This window comes from Micromonospora sp. DT41, from assembly GCF_049841715.1.
In the GTDB taxonomy this organism is placed as follows: domain Bacteria; phylum Actinomycetota; class Actinomycetes; order Mycobacteriales; family Micromonosporaceae; genus Micromonospora; species Micromonospora profundi.
Genome location: NZ_JBNCKU010000006.1, coordinates 103,707 through 121,886 on the forward strand (window position 1 = coordinate 103,707; position 18,180 = coordinate 121,886).

The 18,180-nt window shown below is 69.9% G+C and carries 15 protein-coding genes; 5 read left to right on the top strand and 10 right to left on the bottom strand.

Annotated elements, in window-relative coordinates; translation table 11 throughout:
* Window positions 1–11: 11 nt before the first annotated feature.
* The 6 genes from fxsT to ACLQ23_RS13415 form a co-directional block, all read right to left on the bottom strand.
* Window positions 12–3,875, bottom strand: a complete 3,864-nt coding sequence (fxsT, locus tag ACLQ23_RS13390; RefSeq protein ID WP_355596949.1) for an FxSxx-COOH system tetratricopeptide repeat protein — start codon at window positions 3,873–3,875, stop codon at window positions 12–14.
* Window positions 3,872–5,131: a TIR-like protein FxsC gene (locus tag ACLQ23_RS13395; RefSeq protein ID WP_355596951.1), complete on the bottom strand. Its 1,260-nt coding sequence runs from the start codon at window positions 5,129–5,131 to the stop codon at window positions 3,872–3,874. Before ACLQ23_RS13395 ends, fxsT begins: the two co-directional genes overlap by 4 nt.
* Window positions 5,128–5,769 (bottom strand): TIR-like protein FxsC, encoded by a 642-nt coding sequence (locus tag ACLQ23_RS13400; protein ID WP_355596953.1) that lies wholly within the window; start codon window positions 5,767–5,769, stop codon window positions 5,128–5,130. The genes ACLQ23_RS13395 and ACLQ23_RS13400 overlap by 4 nt, the downstream gene beginning before the upstream one ends.
* A 52-nt stretch (window positions 5,770–5,821) precedes the next feature.
* Complete coding sequence (locus ACLQ23_RS13405; protein WP_355596955.1) at window positions 5,822–6,646, bottom strand: aminoglycoside N(3)-acetyltransferase; 825 nt, start codon at window positions 6,644–6,646, stop codon at window positions 5,822–5,824.
* Complete coding sequence (locus tag ACLQ23_RS13410) at window positions 6,630–8,900, bottom strand: FxsB family cyclophane-forming radical SAM/SPASM peptide maturase (protein ID WP_355596957.1); 2,271 nt, start codon at window positions 8,898–8,900, stop codon at window positions 6,630–6,632. Before ACLQ23_RS13410 ends, ACLQ23_RS13405 begins: the two co-directional genes overlap by 17 nt.
* Before the next feature lie 63 nt (window positions 8,901–8,963).
* Window positions 8,964–9,152, bottom strand: coding sequence for a hypothetical protein (locus ACLQ23_RS13415; RefSeq protein ID WP_355596959.1), 189 nt, complete (start codon window positions 9,150–9,152; stop codon window positions 8,964–8,966).
* Window positions 9,153–9,315: 163 nt separating this feature from the next.
* Between ACLQ23_RS13415 and ACLQ23_RS13420 the strand changes: the two genes are divergently transcribed.
* A complete protein-coding gene (locus tag ACLQ23_RS13420) occupies window positions 9,316–9,570 on the top strand; it encodes a DUF2277 family protein (RefSeq protein ID WP_355596961.1) in 255 nt (84 codons plus the stop codon).
* A 119-nt stretch (window positions 9,571–9,689) separates the two neighbouring features.
* Here ACLQ23_RS13420 and ACLQ23_RS13425 read toward each other — a convergent pair whose 3' ends face one another.
* Window positions 9,690–10,169: a hypothetical protein gene (locus ACLQ23_RS13425; RefSeq protein ID WP_355596963.1), complete on the bottom strand. Its 480-nt coding sequence runs from the start codon at window positions 10,167–10,169 to the stop codon at window positions 9,690–9,692.
* A 244-nt stretch (window positions 10,170–10,413) separates the two neighbouring features.
* On the bottom strand, window positions 10,414–11,403 hold the full coding sequence (selD, locus tag ACLQ23_RS13430) for a selenide, water dikinase SelD (protein WP_355596965.1): 990 nt from the start codon (window positions 11,401–11,403) through the stop codon (window positions 10,414–10,416).
* 194 nt (window positions 11,404–11,597) lie between these two features.
* Here selD and ACLQ23_RS13435 point away from each other — a divergent pair, with 194 nt between their 5' ends.
* Genes ACLQ23_RS13435 through ACLQ23_RS13450 form a run of 4 tightly spaced genes read left to right on the top strand, consistent with a single transcriptional unit; the run spans window position 11,598 to window position 15,015 of the window.
* Window positions 11,598–12,353 (top strand): amino acid ABC transporter ATP-binding protein, encoded by a 756-nt coding sequence (locus tag ACLQ23_RS13435; protein ID WP_355596967.1) that lies wholly within the window; start codon window positions 11,598–11,600, stop codon window positions 12,351–12,353.
* Window positions 12,354–12,411: 58 nt separating this feature from the next.
* Window positions 12,412–13,290 carry a glutamate ABC transporter substrate-binding protein gene (locus ACLQ23_RS13440; protein ID WP_167945395.1) on the top strand — a complete coding sequence of 293 codons (879 nt, stop codon included), beginning with the start codon at window positions 12,412–12,414 and terminating at the stop codon, window positions 13,288–13,290.
* A gap of 37 nt (window positions 13,291–13,327) precedes the next feature.
* Entirely contained in the window at window positions 13,328–14,035 is a 708-nt protein-coding gene (locus ACLQ23_RS13445) for an amino acid ABC transporter permease (RefSeq protein WP_355596969.1), read from the top strand.
* Window positions 14,032–15,015, top strand: coding sequence for an amino acid ABC transporter permease (locus ACLQ23_RS13450; protein ID WP_355596971.1), 984 nt, complete (start codon window positions 14,032–14,034; stop codon window positions 15,013–15,015). Before ACLQ23_RS13445 ends, ACLQ23_RS13450 begins: the two co-directional genes overlap by 4 nt.
* 89 nt (window positions 15,016–15,104) lie before the next feature.
* On the opposite strand, the gene rny is transcribed toward ACLQ23_RS13450, so the two are convergent.
* Window positions 15,105–16,871, bottom strand: a complete 1,767-nt coding sequence (gene rny, locus ACLQ23_RS13455; RefSeq protein WP_355596973.1) for a ribonuclease Y — start codon at window positions 16,869–16,871, stop codon at window positions 15,105–15,107.
* A 568-nt stretch (window positions 16,872–17,439) separates the two neighbouring features.
* On the bottom strand, window positions 17,440–18,162 hold the full coding sequence (locus ACLQ23_RS13460; RefSeq protein WP_425880705.1) for a 3-keto-5-aminohexanoate cleavage protein: 723 nt from the start codon (window positions 18,160–18,162) through the stop codon (window positions 17,440–17,442).
* Between the last annotated feature and the right edge of the window lie 18 nt (window positions 18,163–18,180).

The following is an 18,180-nucleotide window of genomic DNA, read 5'->3' on the forward strand; positions in this document are numbered from 1 at the left end:
GCCGCCCTCTGTCAGATCGTGTCCGGATCGATCACCCGGACAACGAACCGCCGTTCACGCAGGGTGTCCACCGTCGGATGCTCGGGGCCGATCAGGTCGGCCAACCGGTCCACCACGGCGACGAGGTCCTCTCCGGGAGCGCCGTCGCCGGTCCGCTCAACCATCATCGCGAGATCACCAAGGCACCGCAGTGTGTCGGGGTGATCCGGTCCGATAGTCGCGGCCAGCCGACCGGCGGTCTCCCGCAATCGATCCCGCGCCGACTCCCAGTCACCAGCCTCGGCGAGGTACACCGCCTGGTTCACCTCCGCCGCCAGCGTGTGCGGATGGTCGGGACCCAGCACCTTGCGCAACTCGCCGGCCGCCCGGGCAGCCGATGCGAGCGCCTCCGTTCCACGGCCAAGCGCCCGCTCAGCGGCAGAGGAGTTACTCAGCGTTGCCAAGGTGTGCGGGTGGCTCGGGCCGAGCCGGAGCTGCTCCTCGTACGCTCGGGCCACCGCTGTCATCTCGCTGAACGCCCGGGCGGCGTCGCCGAGGGCCAGCATGTTCGCCGCGCGGCTGGACCGGCACGCCACAGTGTCCGGGTTGTCGATTCCGAAGAGGTCGTCGAGCTTCCGGTACGCCGCCTCGAACATGGGTGCCGCGTCGCTCGCCCGACCGGCGCTGCGCAGCGACACCGCCAGGTTGACCTGGGCAGTGATGCTTCTTCCGTCGTCGGGCCCAAGCACCTCGCAGTACGAGTCGTACACGGTGCGCAGCAGGGTGGCCGACTTTTCGTACTCCCCGGCCTCGCGCAGGTCGCTGCCCAGGCGGACAGCGGAGACGAGGGTGTACGGATTGGTGGGGCCGAGCACCAGCCGTCGCCGATTGTGCACCTCGTCGTCCCACTGGCGGGCCGAATGGTAATCGCCCACCAGCCGGTAGGAGACGGCGAGGTTGTTGGCGGCGCTCAACGTCCGCGGGTGGTCCTCACCGAACACGTGCAGCCAGGAGGCGTACGTGGTTTTGTCCCGCTCCAACGCCTCGGCGTAGCGGCCGAGCGCCCGCAGGTCACCGCCGAGGCTGCCGGCGGTCATCAGGCTGTGCGGGTGTTCCGGGCCCAGCAGGTGACGTTGCTCCTCCAGCACCGCCTCGTCGAGATTGCGTGCCTCGTCGAAGCGGCCCAGGCTGCGCAGGATGTTCGCCCGGTTGAAGCGAAGATGCAGCAGATGCCGGGCGAGCGCCCCCGCCTCATCCGGGCTGTCGCGCAGCCGCGCACTCCAGATGTCGTCCACTCGCCGGCTGATTGTGTCGGCCTGGACCAGACCGCCGCGCTGCCACAGATAGCGAACCCGGTCGATCAGCAGCTCACACACCGATTCATCGGGGCAGGTCAGCGCCTCGGAAACCTGCAGGTGCGGCCACAGCATGCGCAGCCGGGGCCAGGTGGTCGGATCGTCCACGTCGCCCCGTGGACGAGAGGCGGCAAGTACCAGGTGCGCCTGGTGCCGGGCTTCGGTTTTCTCGTCGCCGGTCATCCGATCGCGCACCACCGCCTGTAGGAGCCTGTGCACCTGGACCCGACCACCCTGCACGTCGAGCTTGAGCAGCGCCAACCGATTGATCTGCTGCACCAGGGCGCCGCGCACGAGCCGCTCCGACACCGACGGGTCGAACGGCACGAGGGCTGCCGCCATTTCGTCGCTGTAGATGAGTTCGAGCGCGATCTCCGGGGCCAGCACCGAGCAGAGCTGAAGTAGCCGGTAGGCGGCGGGTGCCTGGTCGAGCAGCCGGTTCAGCGACAGGTCCCAGGTGGCCTCCACGGAGAGCGCGCTCGGGCCGTGCCGCTCGATCTGCCGCAGGTAGTCCGCGACGGGCGTACCGGTGTCGGCGAGCCACGCACCCGCCGCGGCGACCGCGATCGGAAGGTCACCGAGGGCCTCAGCCACCCGGTCGGCGTCTTCGACGCTGATCGCGGGCACCCGCTGGGTGAGGTGCTGGACGCTCTCGGAGCGGTCGAAGACGTCCACCTGGATCGGGTTCGCCCGATCACCCCAGGCACGGTTACGGGAGGTCAGCAGGACGTGCCCGGGGCCCCGTGGCAGGAACGGCTCGATCTGGTCGAGTTCCTCGGCGTTGTCGAGCACGACGAGCCACCGCTCGTACGGCTCACCTCTGCTCAGCACCTGCAACACCGACCGCACAGTGTCGGGCAGGGTGGGTCCGGCGAGGACTCCGAGGTGACCGGCCAGGTCGGCCAGGGCCGTGTCGACGAACTGCGGCGGGTCCGCGACGATCCACCAGACCAGGTCGTAGGCGGCCTTGAACCGGTGTACGTACTCCAGTGCCACCTGGGTCTTACCGACGCCACCCATACCCTGTAGGGCGACCGGCAGTACCACCGCGCTGCCGACGCTCTGCAGTTGCAGGCGCAGCCGTGCCAGGTCGTCCTCCCGGCCGGTGAAACGGGCGTTCCGGTTGGGCGCGTTGAAGATCAGCGGCTCGGTCCCGGGATAGCGGGCACCCCCGCCCGCGGGACCATCCACCGAAGCGGGCATCGGTCGGCCTACCAGCCGCAACACTCGCTCCACAGCTGTCGCGGCGCTCACGTTCACCAGGTTGGTGGAACTCTGGGCCGGGAACTCCGTCAGCGGGCGCAGATCGGCGACGTACACGGCCAGGGCGGCGGACCCGGGACTGGTGTCACGGGCGGGCAGATCGTCGGACGGCGTTGCCACGTAGGCCGGGGAGACCACAGTCAGCGTACGCGGAGCAGGTGTCGCGGCGGACTCGGCGGCGTCAGTTGCCTCCACCACCCGCAACCCGGCCGAGCTGAGTACCCGCTCCAGCCATTCGGCCCAGATCGCGTCCTCTGCGGCACAGCGCAGCACGATCTGGTCATCGATCGCCTCGGTACGCCGACGGAAGCGTGCCTTGACCCGCTCCCGCACCGACTCGTCCATCATCGGCAGCGCGGTGATCGCGCCGTCAGTGAGGACCCCGGTCAGGGTCTCGAACGCGGCCAGCAGCGACGTCGGAGAGCCGGGCGGATCGCCGAAGGTCGCCAGTGTCTCCTCGTACGCGTAGAAGGGCCGGTACGGAACCTCGACCGCCGCCCAGTACCGCCGGCGCTCCGCCTCCGTCATGGCTGCCGGCAACCCGGCGAACCGGCGCATGGCCAGGAGGCGACCCGCTTCGGCCCGCTCCTTCTCGGCCTGGTCGACCCGCATCGGGACCGGTAGGACCCGGATGTCGCGCCGCCGGTACCGGCTCCCCACCGAGTGCGCGACCCGGGCCGCACCTTCGATGCCCTGGTCGCTGAAGGTGAAACAGTCGACCAGGATGTCCGGCAGGTGCAGGGTGCAGATGTCGGCGACGTCGCTCAACCCCGTCCGGCTGTCGATCAGGGTGAAGTCGTACTGGCGCTTCATGTCCGCCCGCAGCGCCTCGAAGAACTGCGCCCCGCCGAGCCGATTGTAGAAGTTGTCCCAGTCCAGTCCGCTTACCGCGACGGCGTAATCGCTGTTCTGCCGGCCGGCGGAGAGAAAGTCGAGGCTGCCGCCGTCCGGGAAGTTCCAGCGCAGCGAGAACGCGTGCCGCCCGACCTGGGCGTACCGCTCCACCCAGCCTTCGGGCCGGTCGCCGGCCCGGGTGGTCTCCCATTCGTAGTCGCGGATCATGTCGATCACGCCGCTGGTGCCCTGGATCGCCTCGGCGTCGAGGAACGGATGGAAGAAGCGGTGCAGACCGGGCGACTCAAGGTCCCAGTCGGCGACGAGCACACGCCGGCCGCTGGCCGCGAGGATCCAGGCAACGTTTGCCAGGGCCATCGTTCGGCCCGTCCCTCCCTTGAACGAGTAGAAGGTGACGACCTGACCTTCGCGATCGTTGTTCATCGGTCTTCTCCGTGGGGACGCGGCGGGGCCGGATCATCAGGCGGGGGCGCGAGGTCGGTCGGGACGGCGGGCGCCTCGGGGTCACGCAGGCTCGGGATCGGTTTCGACGGTGATTCGAATGGAACCATCGGGCCGTGCTTGAGGAAGTGCCGGCGCGCCTCGGTGACCAGCGCCGGCATCAGATCGACGAACTCCTGCATGCTGCGTGCGTGTTTCACCTGCGACAGGCCGCCGCCCTGGAGCAGTTGCTTCACCTCGGTCGCCCACCGGGTGACGTCCTGGGTGTCGTTCTCGTCGGTGACCACCAGTGGAACGACCCATTCCGGCAGGCCATTCAGCGAGCGGGTGAGAACCGCGCGCCCGTCCGGCGCCGCCAGGATCCATGGGTCGATCAACAGCACCGCCGGCCGGCGATCGAGCAACCCAGCAGCCTGCCCGAAGTCCTCCGTCCGGGCCGACAGCCCCAGACGCTCGGCGATACTGGCCGCGTACTCGGCGGCGGGCAGCTCCTGACGGCGGCCGTACGGCCGCCACAGCCGCCCGCTGGCCGCGTAGCCGGCGGGGTCACGGTGGGTCGGCAGGCGGTCCCAGCTCGGGGCCAGGACGGCGACGATGAAATCCGGATCGGTCGGCGTCGGGGCGACCACCTCGCCGAGGCCCGGCACTCGGGAGGGGCCCAGCGGCTGCCGCTCGGCGGCGTGCACGATCCGACCGGCCAGACGGTTCAGCAGAAGCTCGTACCGCTCCCGGTAGGAGGACAGCATGCAGAACGCGCGCAGCCCGTCCTCCGCGTACCCCGGGACGTCCCGGCCGAGGTCCAGGGCGCTGTCCAGCTCCGGGTGGGTCTGCCACGGGTCGAACGGGATCCACAGCACCGGGACGAGATGACCAGCGGTGTTCGTCGACGTGACGGCGGCCAGTCGGGCCCGAAACGACTCCTGCTCGCCCAGCGCCCAGGGGCGACTGAAGTAGCCGGGCGAGTAGAGCGGGACGAAGACCTCGACTTCACCGAGTGCCTCGGCGAGCGCCGCCTTCCAGTCGGCGCCCACCGGGATGTGTTGGTCGAAGAAGCCGATCCTCATGCCTGCCGCCGGGCGGGCATGGCGCCGCACCTCGTCGGCCAGGTCGGAGAAGAACTGGCCGACCCAGACGTCGGCGTCCGCCCGGGCACCGCGCACGGGCGCCGAGTGGGCATAGCTGAGGAAGAAGTACGTCCCTCGTGCCGTGGGCCGACGCCCGTCCGCCGGGGGGCTCATCCGGGCTCCTCGGCGAACCGGTTGGACAGCTCGTCCACGCTCGCCGGCACCCAGGGTTCCACCAGGTACGACCGGTGGATGGCGACAATCCGCTGCGCGAGCCTCCAGACCACGGCCCGGTACTCGGGCTCCCACCCCATGGTCAGCAAGCCATAGACCCCATTCCGCTGGTAGCGCTCCGCGATGGCGGGATCCGGCATGGCGGTCGGGGAGAACCGTTGGATGTCGCGCAGCACCCGAGGAAGTGGCGTGCCGTTCGTCGGGGACCAGGTGACCGGCACGATCGCCGTCTCGTGGGCGGATGCGGAACTGTGTCGCGGAACGATCCGGCGGCGGGAGAACGCGTCCCATTCCCGACCGCACCACTCGCTGCTGAGCAGAGCGCTGGACACCAGCGGCACGAACACCTGACAGGTGCCTGCGGCCTGGAGGAGTTCCGGGTTCCAGAGCTCCCCGCCCGCGATGGAACTGTCCAGGAAACCGGGATCCACCCCGGTCACCGGGCCGACCAACTCGCTGACGTGGACGGAGAGGTCCTCGAAGAGCCGGGAGACGTAATCGGGGGGTTTGCCGGTGGCCCAGCTAACCCGTGCCCTGGAATGACTGAGAAAGAAGAGAGGCGCGCCGAGTGTGCTCACCACTGCCCCTCCGCCCTCCCCACGCGGCCGGACCATCAGCCTAGACCGCGCGTCAATGTCGCACTGCCAACCGATTCGCGGCGAGCCAGCCGACCGCGAAGTCCACAGTGGCACGAGCTGGCAGCAGGCGTGCGTGCGCCTGACCGACGCGACCATGCACGACGAACGGCGCGTCGTCGAGCGCCGCACCCACCTCCGGAAAGTCGCTGTCGTCCAGGTGGAGAGCGCGGAAATTGAGACGGACCCGGTGGCCGTTGACCCGCCGGAAACAGCGGTAGTCGCGCTCGGGCGGAGGCACCGGAAGCCGGTACTCGGCCAGATGCATGGCGCTGCACGCCTCGTAGCCGACGCCGAGGAGCAGGATCTGCCCGTCCGCCGCGTAGAGCCGCCCCATCGGTGAGCGTTCACCCAGGTGGCAGGTGAGGTCGTGACCGTCGGTGAGCTGCCGGGCCCCCGGGCCGAGCGCGGCGAACGAGGTCTGTGGATGATCGCTGCGCACGGCGCCGGGGGAACGCCGGACGTACTCGGCGAGCACGCCCATCCGCTGGGAGGCCGTTTCCTGGCGATCCCAGCCTGGCAGCGCCTTCTCGTACTCGTCGACCTCCGCCCGGTCCATTCCGGCGGTGGCCTCCAGGTAGGCCGAGGACGTGGTCGAGTTCCCGGATGTCTGCGTGGGAACCAGCAGCGTGCCGGTGGAACCGAGGACGTCGCGCAAAGCTCCGGCGAGAGTCGCGGCACCCTCATCGAGCCAACCCACCATTCTGAGGCTGCAGTGCACCAGGAGGCACATGCCCGGGCGGACGCCCAGCGCCCGCAGATCGTCGGCGAGGTCAGGGCGACCCAGCGCAGGCCGAATCGACTCATCCGGACCCGACACGGGTCTCCTTGAGGGTGTGGCGCATCTGCCCGACGAACCGCTCACCCGCCGCGGTGAGTGCCCGACTGGCCAGCAACGCGTCGGCGCCCTCCCGGGTCCACGCCAGGTAACGAGCGGCGTGCGCCCACGCGTCCCCCTGGTCGGTGGCTGCCCGGGACCGCCACACCTGGCTGACGGCGAGGTGGGCGTAGACCCCCTGGATCACGCCCTCGGGTGGCCGTAGGTCGGTGCGCCAGGGCACTCGGATCAGGGTGCCCTGCCCTGGTTTGACGAGGTCGTAGAGGTCGAGCACGGCACCGAGCTTCGCGTGCTGCCACTCGTGCACGAGCAGCACCGCCATCGCCTCCGGAGCCAGATCGGGGGTGACGGCGACCGCGCCGAACGCGCGCCGGGCGGTCGCGCTCCGGGAGGGATTCGTCGGGTCGGGTGCCAACGGCACAACGGCGCGCAGACCGCCGTCGAGCGCCGCCGCGTGCGCCGGCACGTCCCGGTACGCGACGCGCCACGCCTCGCCCAAGGTACGACTCAACGCCCGTAGCGCCGCGTCCGCCAGGCGCGGCGCCACCGGCTGGTCGTAGCAGTCCCGGTACGGGTCGCCGTCCTCGACGAGCAGCCGGCCGGCGGAGACCGGCACGTCGCGCACCGGTCGCCAGCCGGCCGACGGTTCGACCGGGTCGAGGAGCACCGTCAGCTCCGTCGTCCCGCTCCGGACCCGGAACCCACCCGGCACGACGGTCACGTGGGCGCTCGCCCCCAGCCCGGACGACACCAGGCTGCCTAGCGTGGGCAACGCGATCGCATTCGCCCGCACCGGAACGTCCAGCGCGGCCGGAACGCCTGCCCGGATGGCCACTGCGACGGCGAGGGCGGGCAACGGGTCGACAGCCGCGCTGACGCCCGACCGGGCCACCGAGTCGAGGTAACGCACCAGCCTGGGCCGGACGAAGGGGTGTTCCAGGACGACCCGGACCACTTCCGGCGCCGTCTGCTCCAGGTGAACGAGCAACTCCCAGGCGGCAGTGGGACCGGCCGTGCGGCGGCAATCCGCCAACAGCGTCCGTGTGATGGAAAGCTGCGTGGCGGCGAGCAGCGCAAGCGTCGTCGTCGACCCGTGCCCGGTAGCCAGATCGTCGAGGATCTCATCGACAGGCGCCGCGGACCCCTGGTCCGACGCGAGTGGGGAGGGCTGCGGGTACCCGTCAACCATGTCGATGAGGCGGAGCAGGTCGGCGCAGTACACCGAGGGGTTGTCGAACCCGGAGCCGGTGCGCCAGCGATGGGCGTACAGGCCGCCGCCGCACCGGTCGACCACCGGGCAGACCTGACAGGTGGCGCAGAGCCCGTCCACGCCCTCCTGCCGGATGGCGATTCCGGGGTGCCCGGCGGCCTCATCAACGGAGTGGCCGAACACGTCGAAGCCGGTGCCGGCAGCGCCGGGGTATGCGACCTTCAGCGAGTCGGCCTGCTCCCAACTGCCGTCCGCCTCGATCACCAGCACGTCGGCCGGCGCGAGGCCCAACGCCTCGGTGCCACCACCACCCGACCGCAGCGCCTCGAACAGCCGGATGGACATGGGCCGTCCGTCGTCCACCCACCGCCGGTGGATCCGGCCCAGCCAGTCGGCGTACGGAGTCGGCCCGAGCCCGAGCCGATCTGGAGGGCGGTCCCAGGTGGCGTGTGGCAGCAACAGATCGACTCGGGGCGGGCGTTCGGACAGGAGAGCCTCGTAGACCCGGTCGGGGTCGTTGCGGACATCGACAGTGCACAGGATGCCGGCATAGCTGGTGCGGTGCTCCGGCCGGCGGAGCAACGCGAGAGCCCGCCGAACGTGGTCATGGCTGCTGCCGCCGTGGGCGAAGACGCGGTGCCGGTCGTTGGCGGCGCGGTCGCCGTCGAATGACACACCGACCTGCACGTCGTAGTCGACAAGCAGCTGGCACAACTCCTCGTCGAGCAGGACGCCGTTGGTCTGCATACGCAGGTCGAGCGATGTGGCCGGTGTGATGGCCGCACGCAGGACGGCCAACACCTCGCGCAGCCCGGCGGCACCCAGCAGCAACGGCTCACCTCCGTGCAACACCACGCGTACGACCGGCAGCCCGTGCTCGCGAGCGTGCTCGGCGATCCGCCGCGCGGCGACCCGCACCGTGGCCGGTGAGATCCGGACCGGTCGGCTCCGCCAGCTCTGGTCGGCGTGCCGATAGACGTAGCAGTGGTCGCAGCTGAGGTCGCACCGACTGTGAACCTTCAGCACAAACTGACTGATCCGCCGGCATGATCCGCCCGTTACGGCCAGACCGCACCGGCAGGCCATCGCTCAGATGGAGGAGTTGAAGGCAGCGACGGCCACAGTGCCGGACGTCGCGGACTCACTCGGAACGACACGCTTTCGGACCGCCTCGATCAGATCGGCGTGCTCGATGACGATCAGCTCCAGCGGGATTTGCAGGCAGCGCGTGAGGTCGACGATGTCGGGACGGGGCGGGCGGGCGGGGGCGTGGTCCACAATGAGTCTCCGGGGGCCCGGGGCGCTGGGAGCGCGAGCGGCGACATGGCTCGAAAGGCTCTGATCCGAGCCCAGGATAGACAACTATCGACCCAATGTCACCGTCGGTACAACCGCCGGCACAAGGGGTGGCAAAAGGGCGTCGACGGCTAAGGAGCACAGCATGTGTCGGAGCATCAAGACGTTGCGTGAGCCGTTCACCCCGCAGGTGACCGACGCGGACATCGAGGCGGCGGCGTTGCAGTACGTCCGGAAGATTTCTGGCTTCCGGGCGCCCGCCGCGCACAACGCCGCCGCGTTCGACGCCGCGGTGGCCGCCGTCACCGAGGCCACCCGCACCCTGCTCGACCAGTTGGTGGTCCGGGGCGGCGCGTCGGGGCGCGCAGCCGACGAACCGGCCACCGCCGGTCGCGGCTGACCACCGGCGAAGCGATGCGGTTGGGCACCAGCGCGCGGATGCGGCTGGCGCCCACCGCTTGTCGCGGCGGAACCGCCCCGCTCCCGAGGGCGGCGGATCTGCGCTGCCGTGCGTCTGGGTCAGGCCGCGGCGAGTGCCGGCGCGACAGTGTCGGGCGCCCAGCGCGACCGGTGACACTGCGACCAGCCCCGGCAGCCCGGGTCGCCGAGGGTGCACAGCCGCTGCCGGCTGAGCACCTCGCCGTCGTCGGTGTCCCGCACGTCGAAGTGCACCGGACGGACCGTGCCGTCCGGGGTGACGAGCAGGTGTCGCCCCGCGTCGAGCGTGTCGTCGCGCAGCAGGCAGTTGCGCCCCAGTACTCGAGCGAGTGCGGCGATGCTCGGGTGCTCGGCGAGCTGCTCGGGCACCCCGTAGCAATCCACCACCGTCGCGAACTCGCCCGGCGCCTGCCAGACGTCGCACACCACCGCGTACGCCGGCAGCCGGGCCGGATCGGCCACGGCCAGCGGCATCACTACCCGACCGAGCGCCTCGGCCAGTGCCGGGTAGACCTCCACGGGTCGTGCCCGGTCGATTCTCCAGTTCCACAGCTCGGTCATTCCGCCTCCTCGCTGCGTTCGTCCCACCGGCCTCCGGATCGGGCCTTACTGACGATGGTGGGGGGCATATGACCTCAGCCGGGGGCAAGTTACCGGTCTGTGACCATTCCGGGCAAAATTTCCCTGAGCAGCATTGCTCGGAGTAGCCAGAAGATGACAGTTTATCGGGTATGGTGCCCCGTTGGCACCACCGGAGCAGCGTGTCGACGGCCCGCCGCCGGCTGCGGGAAGCCACCGGTAACCGTCAGCGCAGGACGACCAGGTGCTCACCGCGGGGCAGCAACTCACCCACCACCGGGGCGCCCGGCAGCTCACCGGCGACGAGCAGACCACCGGAGGTCTGGGCGTCGGCAAGCAACAGACGCTCGTCCTCGCCGGCCGCGCCGAAATCGGTCCACGGGGTGACCCAGTCCAGGTTGCGGCGGGTGCCGCCACTGACGTACCCGTCGCGCAGCGCCTCCCGTGCGCCAGCCAGATACGGCACCCGGGCCGTGTCGATGGCCACAGTGAGCCGGCTGGCGCGGGCCATCTTCGAGGCGTGCCCGAGCAGACCGAACCCGGTCACGTCGGTGCCGCAGCGGATGCCGGCGGCGACCGCGGCCCGGGCGGCGTCCCGGTTGAGCGCGCTCATCGTGGCCACCGCCTCCGGGAAGCTCTCGCCGGTGGCCTTGTGCCGGGTGTTTAGCACACCCACGCCCAGCGGCTTGGTCAGCGACAGCGGCACCCCGGCCCGGCCAGCGTCGAGTGTGATCAGCTCCTCAGGACGCACAGTGCCGGTGACCGCGAGGCCGTACTTCGGGCCGTCGTCGTCAACGCTGTGCCCGCCGGCCAGGTGGCAGCCGGCCTCCCGGGCCACGTCCTGACCACCGCGCAGCACCTCCCGGGCCAGCTCCAGCGGCAGCACGTCGCGCGGCCAGCAGAGCAGGTTGAGCGCGACAAGCGGGACGCCGCCCATCGCGTACACGTCGGAGAGCGCGTTGGCGGCGGCGATGCGCCCCCAGTCGTAGGCGTCGTCGACGACCGGGGTGAAGAAGTCGGCGGTGCTGACCAGGCCGGTCCGCTCGTCCAGGCGGACCACCGCCGCGTCGTCGCCGTGGTCGAGGCCGACAAGCAGCTCGGCGGTGCCGGTGGCCGGGCCGAGACCCGCAACCATGATCTCCAGTTCGCCCGGGGGGATCTTGCAGGCGCATCCCCCACCGCGGGCATAGCGGGTCAGCCTCACCGATTCGCTCATCTTCCTATGATCTCGGCTACTCTTTGGTGCTGCCACCACCGCCGCTGCCGCTGACCGAAATTGGACGCCGGGCTGCGAGCGGCAACGGTGTTACCGCTCCGTGACCAACCGAGTTGCATTCCGCCACGTCACGCCGCCTACAGTTGCCCCAACCAGGGGCCATCCGGCCCCCGCTTTGGGAGACGACAGGGACGGTGGACGACGTGACGACGGGCGAACCGCTCATCGTGCTGGACGCGGTCAACAAGTGGTTCGGACCGCTGCACGTGCTGGACGACGTCTCGCTGTCGGTGGGTCGGGGCGAGGTGGTCGTGGTGATCGGCCCGTCCGGCTCCGGCAAGTCGACGCTGTGCCGCACCATCAACCGACTTGAACCGATCAACTCCGGCACCATCACTTTCGACGGCCAGCCGCTGCCTGCCGAGGGCAAGCCGCTTGCGAAGCTCCGCAGCGAAGTGGGCATGGTCTTCCAGTCCTTCAACCTCTTCGCCCACAAGACCATCCTCGAGAACGTCACGCTCGGCCCGGTCAAGGTCCGCAAGGAGAAGCCGGCAGTCGCCCGCGAGCGCGGCCTGGCCCTGCTCGACCGGGTCGGCATCGCCAACCAGGCGGACAAGTTCCCGGCCCAGCTCTCCGGTGGCCAGCAGCAGCGGGTGGCAATCGCCCGGGCCCTGGCCATGCAGCCCAAGGCGATGCTCTTCGACGAGCCGACAAGCGCCCTGGACCCGGAGATGGTCGGTGAGGTGCTCGACGTCATGACCTCACTGGCAAGCGACGGCATGACGATGGTCGTGGTCACCCACGAGATGGGCTTCGCCCGGCACGCCGCGAACCGGGTCATCTTCATGGCCGACGGGCAGCTGGTCGAGGACGCCCCGCCAGCGGAATTCTTCGCCAACCCGCGCAGCGAGCGGGCCAAGGACTTCCTCTCCAAGATCCTCACGCACTAGGCGTCCGTAGTTGGAGCGCGCCGCCCCCCGGTGAGCTCCGTTGATGAAGGAGAAAAATATGCGTATCAAGCGCGTTGCGGCAATCGCCGCTGTCGCCGCTCTGGCGCTCGGCCTCACCGCTTGCGGTGGCGACGACGACGCGGAGGGCACCGGCTCCGGCAGCAAGTCCTTCGCAGCCGGCAGCACCATGGAGAAGCTGAACAAGGCCCAGAAGATCAAGATCGGCACCAAGTTCGACCAGCCCGGCTTCGGCCAGAAGGGCCTGTCGGGCAAGCCGGAGGGCTTCGACGTCGAGATCGCCAAGATCATCGCCAAGGAGCTCGGCATCTCCGACGACAAGATCGAGTGGGTCGAGGCCCCCTCGAAGGTCCGCGAGGACGTGATCGTCAACGGCACCGTCGACCTGGTCGCCGCGACCTACACGATCAACGACAAGCGCAAGGAGCGCATCGCCTTCGCAGGCCCGTACTACGAGGCCGGCCAGAACATCATGGTCAAGAAGGACGACGCCGCGATCACCGGCCCGGACTCCTTCAAGGACGGCACCAAGAAGGTCTGCTCGGTCACCGGCTCCACCCCGGCCGAGGAGATCAAGAAGTACGTCAAGGACGTCGGCTCGCAGCTGGTGCTCTTCGACACCTACGACAAGTGCCGCGACGCCCTCAAGGGCGGCCAGGTCGACGCCGTGACCACTGACAACGTCATCCTGCTCGGCTACATCGCCAAGGACGAGGCGTCCTTCAAGCTGGCCGGCCCCAACTTCACCAAGGAGCCGTACGGCATCGGTGTGAAGAAGGAAGACAACGACTTCCGCAGCTTCATCAACGACACGCTGGACAAGGCTGTCGCCGACGGTAGCTGGAAGAAGGCCTGGGACGACACCGCCGGCAAGTTCGGCGCCGAGCTGGGCTCCGCGCCCACCATCAACCGCTACTGATTCCTTCGATCTGGAGGGTGGGGAGGAACACCGACCCGTGAACGTGCTCATCGACAAGTTCGACGTCTTTGCGGGTGGTTTCTGGCTCACCCTCCAGATCTGCTTACTCGCCGCGATCGGCGCCCTCATCCTGGGCGCCATCGTGGCGGTGCTCCGCATCTCTCCGGTGCCGCCGTTGCGCGCGGTCGGCACCACCTACGTGAACATCTTCCGTAACCTGCCGCTGACCGTGGTGATGTTCTTCGCCGCCTTCGGTCTGCCGGCGCTCGGCTCCAACGCGGACTTCCTCCGCATCCCGGTGATCGACTCGCTGTTCACCCGGCTCGGCACCGACCTGCCGTACTTCCGGTTCGCGTTGATCGCCCTGGTGCTCTACACCGCCGCGTTCGTCTGCGAGGCGCTGCGGTCCGGGGTCAACGCGGTGCCCGCCGGCCAGGCGGAGGCCGCGCGGTCGCTGGGCCTGACCTTCGGGCAGAACCTGCGCTACGTGGTGCTGCCGCAGTCCTGGCAGGCCTCGGTGGTGCCGCTCGGCTCCGTGATCATCGCGATGATCAAGAACTCGGCGCTTGCCGGCTTCTTCGGTGTCGTCGGCGACCTGTCGGCGACCGCCGACCAGCTCACCGGCGCCGAAGGCTACGCCTTCATCCCGGTGGCCATCGGCATCTCGGTCGGTTACCTGATCATGACCGTGCCGCTCGGCACCCTGCTGGACCGGATCGAGAAGCGACAGGCGGTGGCCCGATGAGTCAGCAGACAAGCGTCCTCTACGACGTTCCCGGGCCCCGGCAGCGGCGGGTCACACTCATCAGCAGCGTCGTCGCCGGGCTGGCCCTCCTCGTCGGGGCGTACTTCCTGATCTACCGCCCCCTGGACGAGAAGGGGCAGTTCTCGATGGAGCTGTGGGGTCCACTGATCGACCCCTCCAACGAGAACTTCTCCCTCGTGTGGGAGCGGATCGGCATCGGCTTCAAGAACACCCTGATGGCGGCGGCGCTTGCCATCGTTGCCTCGCTCGTCGTCGGCACGCTGCTGGCGCTGCTGCGGATCCAGCTCAAGAGCCTGACCAGCCGCAAGTTCACCGGGCTCGCCACCCCACTGTCGTACCTGCTGCGCGGCCTGAGCCGGCTGCTGTCGGCGATCACCCGGGTCTGCGTCGAAGTGTTCCGCGGCCTGCCTGTCGTCATCACCATCTTCTTCGTGGCCCGCGGCTTTCCCGAGTTCGGCGTCACCTTCGACAACCTGTGGTATCTGGTCATCGGCCTCACGATCTACAACTCGGTGGTGATCGGCGAGATCCTGCGCTCCGGCATGGAGGGTCTGCCCGGCGGGCAGGGCGAGGCCGCAGCCGCGATCGGTCTCTCCCCGTTCCAGTCGACCCGGATGATCCTCCTGCCGCAGGCGTTCCGGATCATGCTGCCGGCGCTGATCAGCCAGCTCGTGGTCGTCCTCAAGGACACCTCGCTCGGCTTCATCATCAGCTACGAGGAGACCCTGAACATCGGCAAGCAGATCATCGGCGCCCTGGAGAACCCCATCCAGGTGTACGTCGTGATCGCCGTCCTCTTCATCGCTGTCAACTACTCGCTGTCGAAGCTCGCGCAGTACGTCCAGCGCCGGCTCGCCCGGGGACGCAAGACCGCGAACACCCCGGCACAGGCCCCGCCGCCCGCGGCACTGATGTCCCAGGCCGAGGGACACGGCGGCGCCCCCGGCGGAGGCGTCTGACAACCCATTGGCAGTGACGAAGGGCCAGCCCGGTTTCCGGGCTGGCCCTTCTGACGTCTTCTACCAGTACGACGACGAACCTTGCGGAGCTAGCGGGCGATCTCGGTGACCCGCGACTCGCGGACCACTGTCACCCGGATCTGACCCGGATAGGTCAGCTCCTCCTCGATCTGCTTGGCCACATCGCGGGCCAGCACGGCCGCCCCGATGTCGTCCACGTCGTCCGGCTTGACCATCACCCGGATCTCCCGGCCCGCCTGCATGGCGAAGACCTTGTCCACGCCGAGCTTGCCGGCAGCGATCTCCTCGATCCGCTCCAGCCGCTTGACGTACGCCTCCAGGCTCTCCCGCCGGGCACCCGGCCGACCACCGGAGCAGGCGTCGGACGCCTGGGTGAGCACGGCCTCGATGGTCTGCGGCGGCACCTCGTTGTGGTGCGCCTCGATGGCGTGCACCACGTCCTCGTGCTCGCCGTACTTGCGGGCCAGGTCCGCGCCGATGATGGCGTGACTGCCCTCCACCTCGTGGGTAAGCGCCTTGCCTATGTCGTGCAGGAACGCCGACCGCTTGATGGTGGGCACGTCCAGCCGCAGCTCGGCAGCCATGATGCCGGCGATGTGCGCCGTCTCGACAAGGTGCTTGAGCACGTTCTGCCCGTACGACGTGCGGTAGCGCAGCCGGCCCAGCAGGGTCACCAACTCCGAGTGGATCTCGGTGATGCCGACCTCTACCAGCGCGTCCTCTGCGGCCCGGAGACAGAGCGCCTCGACCTCCTGACGCGCCAGGTCGTAGACCTCCTCGATCCGGTGCGGGTGGATCCGCCCGTCCAGCACCAGCTTCTCCAGGGTGAGCCGGCCGACCTCCCGGCGTACCGGGTCGAAGCAGGACAGCAGCACCGCCTCCGGGGTGTCGTCGATGATCAGGTTGACCCCGGTCACCGACTCGAAGGCGCGGATGTTGCGGCCCTCCCGGCCGATGATCCGGCCCTTCATCTCGTCGCCGGGCAGGTGCAGGACACTGACCACGCTCTCGGCGGTCTGCTCGCTGGCCACCCGCTGGATCGCGTCCACGACGATGTGCCGGGCCCGCTGCTCGGCGGTGTTGCGGGCGTCGGCCTCGATGTCGCGCACCAGCAGCGCCGCCTCCCGCTTGGCGGACGTCTCGATCGCCTCGACAAGCTCCAGACGGGCCGCGTCGGCGGTGAGGCCGGCCACCCGCTCCAGCTCCCGTCGACGCAGCTCCTCCGACTCGGCCAGCTCGGCCTCGCGCTGGGTGAGAGCCGACTCCCGGGCCGCGAGCGCGGCGCTCGCCGCGGTGAGCTGCCGTTCCCGCTCGGCGAACCGCTCCACCTCCTCGGTGTGCAGCCGCTCCCGCTCGTCCATGCGGGCTGCCCGGCGCTCCACCTCCGCGGCCTGCTCCCGGGTCGTCGCGGCGAGAACCGCTACCTCCCGTTCGCCACTGCGGCGGGCTGCCGTCCGCAACTGTTCGGCGTCGATCTCGGCCTGCTTGTGCGCCCGTTCCAGCACCGTGTCGGCCTCGGCGCGGGCGTCGTCGAGCATCCGGCGGGCCTCGGCCCGCGCCGCCTTCGCCTCGGCATTCGCCGCCGCCGCCTCGGTACGCGCTGCGGCAGCCGCCGACTTCGCCACGTCGATCGTGCTGTTCGCCTGGTCCGCAGCATTGCGCAGAGCGGCCAGGGACTGCTCCTGACGGTCCTTCTCGGCGATGAACGCGGGATCCTCCGGGGCCGGCGCCGCACTCATCCGGCGCAGCGTCCGGACGCCGAACAGCACCGCCGCGACCACCACCACGGCGAGGATCAGGACGGCCGCGAGGAGCACGACGTCGAGGGCGTTCATGCCGGGACCCCGCTGGGTCTACCGGTGAACCTGTGCCGCCGCCCCGTCATGGCCGCCTCCCCTGAACGTCAAGACCGCAGCGACTGTGCCAAAGGCACACTCCTGCGGCTGTGGACGCCCGACCGGAGCGGCTGGCCGTGGGTAGCTCTCTCCGCCGGCGGTGCCCTCGGGCATCGTCGGCGACCGGGTGCAGTTGTCGCGGTGTGCCGGACCGGCCAGTCCGGTACTGCCGCCAAAGGCCGCGGAGGCGGCCAAAGTGATGCTGTTCTGTTACGCGATCTATGTTGTGCGCTTAGCCTGCGCTGGTCGGGCAATGTGAGCCTGTATGGCGAGGCTAGGTCTCCGGGGGCACTCCGGTCAAGGACTCATGATCAAACCCCCCGAACGGAGAGAAGTTGCAGCGTCACCCAAAGCTGATGTGGTGTCGGATACGCCGGGACAAACTCGGCGAGCCGACGGCTCCCACCGGAGTGTCGTGCCTGTTCAGCGAGGGCGACGCCGTGCGTTGAGCCGACTTTGCGACACCGCCACAGCCCGGTGAGCGCGGAACTGGCCGGCAATCCGGTGGTCAGCGTGCGCCGGCCGCCAGCGCGGCCGTGACGAGCGCGGCGTTGCCCGACGCCGGGGCACCGTCGGGCAACAGGAGCGTGTCCTCCAGCCCGATCCTTGTGTGCAGGCCACGGTTGACAGCCTCGGCGAGCACCGCCCAGGTGGCCAGGCCCTCGGCGTGCAGTAGCACGGGCGGGCCGGCGGCGGAGGTCGCCTCTCCGGCGGCCGTCGCGGTGAGGATCCGCCCCGCGTCGGCCACCGCCGCCGGCACCTCCTCGGCCATGCACTCGACGAGGATCCGCCCGACCGGCACCCGCCAGCCCTGGTACGCCGCCACCGCGTCCAGCGTCCAGAGCCCCACCTCGACGAGCACGCCACGCTCGTGCAGGGCGGCGGCGACCGCCTCGGCACCCGGCTCGTGGGCGTTCACCGAGGCGAAGTCGGGCAGCACCGACCAGGCCCGGACGGCGGCCAGCCGGTCGGCCGGATCGGGTTCGATCCAGGCGCCGGTGCTCACCCCCACAGCCAACCCCGGCCGGGCGGCGCGGATCGCGGTGAGCGCGTCGGCGATCACCTCGGGACGCAGCGACTCGGCGCCGGAGGCGTCACGGGGATGGACGTGCACGGCCCCGACGCCGAGCGCCGCGCAGCGGGCCGCGTCGGCCGCCAACTCCGCCGGGGTGACCGGCACGGCCGGATGGTCGTCGCGGCTGCGTCCGCCGTTCAGACACGCCTTCAACATTCCGCGCCACACCTCCGG

What these genes read in the sequence shown, in the direction of transcription:
- fxsT (WP_355596949.1), bottom strand. Translation starts at nt 3,875, where the DNA reads ATGAACAACGATCGCGAAGGTCAGGTCGTCACCTTCTACTCGTTCAAG.
- ACLQ23_RS13395 (WP_355596951.1), bottom strand. Translation starts at nt 5,131, where the DNA reads ATGAGCCCCCCGGCGGACGGGCGTCGGCCCACGGCACGAGGGACGTAC.
- ACLQ23_RS13420 (WP_355596961.1), top strand. Translation starts at nt 9,316, where the DNA reads ATGTGTCGGAGCATCAAGACGTTGCGTGAGCCGTTCACCCCGCAGGTG.
- ACLQ23_RS13425 (WP_355596963.1), bottom strand. Translation starts at nt 10,169, where the DNA reads ATGACCGAGCTGTGGAACTGGAGAATCGACCGGGCACGACCCGTGGAG.
- selD (WP_355596965.1), bottom strand. Translation starts at nt 11,403, where the DNA reads ATGAGCGAATCGGTGAGGCTGACCCGCTATGCCCGCGGTGGGGGATGC.
- ACLQ23_RS13440 (WP_167945395.1), top strand. Translation starts at nt 12,412, where the DNA reads ATGCGTATCAAGCGCGTTGCGGCAATCGCCGCTGTCGCCGCTCTGGCG.
- ACLQ23_RS13450 (WP_355596971.1), top strand. Translation starts at nt 14,032, where the DNA reads ATGAGTCAGCAGACAAGCGTCCTCTACGACGTTCCCGGGCCCCGGCAG.
- rny (WP_355596973.1), bottom strand. Translation starts at nt 16,871, where the DNA reads ATGAACGCCCTCGACGTCGTGCTCCTCGCGGCCGTCCTGATCCTCGCC.
- ACLQ23_RS13460 (WP_425880705.1), bottom strand. Translation starts at nt 18,162, where the DNA reads ATGTTGAAGGCGTGTCTGAACGGCGGACGCAGCCGCGACGACCATCCG.